This window comes from Cytophagia bacterium CHB2, from assembly GCA_030263535.1.
Lineage (GTDB): Bacteria > Zhuqueibacterota > Zhuqueibacteria > Zhuqueibacterales > Zhuqueibacteraceae > Coneutiohabitans.
This window is the reverse complement of the sequence record SZPB01000592.1, coordinates 1-2,409: the sequence shown is the minus strand read 5'-3', so window position 1 is coordinate 2,409 and position 2,409 is coordinate 1. Positions and strand designations below refer to the sequence as shown.

The window sequence follows — 2,409 nt, the reverse complement described above, 5'->3', positions numbered from 1 at the left end:
TTGAAGCGGCCGGCTGAAACAAGCCAGGCGCGAGGACTCGCAGGAACGCCATCTCGCGGCCATTGCTCCAGCGCTGCCCGGAAAGCATCGTGCAGCGCGTCTTCGGCGAGATCAAAGTCGCCGAGCAGACGAATGAGCGTGGCGAGCACGCGCCGCGATTCCGAGCGGTAAACCGCATCGACCATTTCGCGCGCTTGTTTGATTGCCTCTTCGTTTGCAAGCGGCGGACGTGCAGCCATATTGGGTTTGAACGCCATAAAATCGAATTCGAAGTGATGAGAGTCGAATGCTCCTGCAGGCCTTGCCTGCCCAGGCATTGCCCTGACTTCGCCAAAACTCAAATCATCTTGAAGCCAGGCGATTTTTTCAGGAACTCTTTTTGCTCGCAGGCGATCAAAATAAAAAATGATTACCCCACGTGCAAGTGCGATTCCCCGATTTGCGGGTGCTCTCGTTCAACCCGGCTCGGGCTAAATCTTGGAAATTAGAGCAACTTCCACCGCTCGAAGGTTGCTCGATTTTACTGTTCGATTGCGAACATCAACTGTCATACCACCGTGCACTCGTTATTCAAAACCAATGCCATTTTTACGATCTAAGTATCTATAAATCAAAATCGGCATGGTTGTTGAAATTTCTCACGGCGGCGTAGTCGGACTTTCGCACCAACCTCCTCCAGCAGCCTATTTGCGAGAGTCCGGCTGGGCCAATATCTCTTAATCACGAACCATTCGAGAATGTTCATGGATCGTCCCATTCAAAAAAAGAAATGGCCACCGAAGCGCATCGCACTTTTCTCCATTGCCGGGCTGTTTTTTTCAGCGGTTTTGTATAGTTTTATTTTTGGCGACAGCAGCTCCAAGCTCAACGTTGATACGGAGAAAATCACCATTTCCACGGTGGCGCGCGGGCCGTTTCAAGAATTTATTCCCGTCACGGGAAACGTCTTGCCACTTAAGACTGTCTATCTGGATGCCATCGAAGGCGGACGGGTGGAGAAAATTTTCATCGAAGCGGGCAACATGGTGAACGAGGGCGATAAGATTTTGCAGCTCGCCAACACCAACATGCTGCTCGACATCATGTTTCGTGAAGCGCAATTTTTTGAGCAGAGCAACAACCTGCGCAATACGCGCTTGTTGATGGAACAAAGCCGCCTCAATTTGCTGCAGCAGTTTAATGAGCAGGAGTATCAATTGCAACGCCTGCAACGCCAGCATGAGCGTGCGATTACGTTGCGTGAACAGAATTTGATTTCGCAGCAGGAATATGAGCAGACACGCGACGAGTATGAGTATCGCCGCCGGCAGCGCGAGCTGGCCGTCGAGTCTTTCAAGCAGGATTCGCTTTTTCGCCAGATTCAAATTGAGCAGCTTGAGGCCTCGTTGAAACGCATGCAGGCCAATCTCGAAGTGACCAAGCAGAACCTGGAGAATCTGACCATCAAAGCGCCGATTGCCGGCCAGCTCACTTCGCTCAATGCGGAAATCGTCGGCGAGATTAAAACGCCGGGCGAGCGTTTGGGGCAGATCGATGTGTTGGAGGGCTATAAAGTCCGCGCCGGAATTGATGAACATTATCTGCCGCGCATCAGCGTCGGTTTGGCGGCGGAATTCGATTTTGCCGGCCAAACGTATCAACTGGTCACGAAGAAAGTTTATCCGGAAATTCGCGACGGCCGTTTTGATGTGGACATGGAGTTTCAGGGCCGCGAGCCCTCGGGCATTCGGCGCGGCCAAACGCTGCACATTCGTTTGCAGCTCGGTGATCTCACCGAAGCCACGCTGTTGCCGCGCGGCGGATTCTATCAGAAAACCGGCGGACAGTGGGTGTATGTCGTCGACGAATCCGGCCAGTACGGCGTGAAGCGCGCGATCAAGCTGGGCCGCCAGAATCCGCAAATGTTCGAAGTGTTGGAAGGCCTCGAGCCCGGCGAGCAAGTCGTAACGTCATCCTACGACAGTTTTGGAGATATTGACAAATTGGTGTTGAAAACAAACTAGCGGCAATTGCCGATTGATAATTGTGGACCACAAGGAGCAGAGCGATGATTAAAACCAACAATCTCAAGAAACTCTACACCACCGAAGAAGTTGAAACCACGGCCCTGAACAACATCAACATCGAGATCAATGCCGGCGAGTTCGTGGCCATCATGGGGCCGTCGGGCTGTGGCAAATCAACTCTGTTGAATCTCATTGGTTTGCTCGACAATCCTAGCGACGGCGAGTATTATTTTCTCGGACAGGAAGTTTCAAAATTTTCCGAACGCCAGCGCGCCAACACCCGCAAATCCAATATCGGGTTCGTGTTTCAAAGCTTCAATTTGATCGATGAGTTGACGGTTTACGAAAACGTCGAGCTGCCGCTGTTTTATCTCGGCGTGTCGTCGGCGGAGCGCAAGGCGCG

3 protein-coding genes are annotated in these 2,409 nt (G+C 52.1%); 2 read left to right on the top strand and 1 reads right to left on the bottom strand.

Annotated features, from left to right (window positions below):
• Positions 1-239: RNA polymerase subunit sigma-24 (locus FBQ85_29280; protein MDL1879224.1), on the bottom strand; the 239-nt coding region annotated here is incomplete at its 3' end.
• Positions 240-743: 504 nt separating this feature from the next.
• On the opposite strand from FBQ85_29280, the gene FBQ85_29275 reads away from it, so the two are divergent.
• Both FBQ85_29275 and FBQ85_29270 read left to right on the top strand, forming a co-directional pair.
• On the top strand, positions 744-2,003 hold the full coding sequence (locus FBQ85_29275) for an HlyD family efflux transporter periplasmic adaptor subunit (GenBank protein ID MDL1879223.1): 1,260 nt from the start codon (positions 744-746) through the stop codon (positions 2,001-2,003).
• 44 nt (positions 2,004-2,047) lie between these two features.
• Positions 2,048-2,409: ABC transporter ATP-binding protein (locus tag FBQ85_29270; GenBank protein ID MDL1879222.1), on the top strand; the 362-nt coding region annotated here is incomplete at its 3' end.

Bases quoted from the DNA above. Each gene is read 5' to 3' on its own strand.
- FBQ85_29275 (MDL1879223.1), top strand. From the start codon at position 744: ATGGATCGTCCCATTCAAAAAAAGAAATGGCCACCGAAGCGCATCGCA.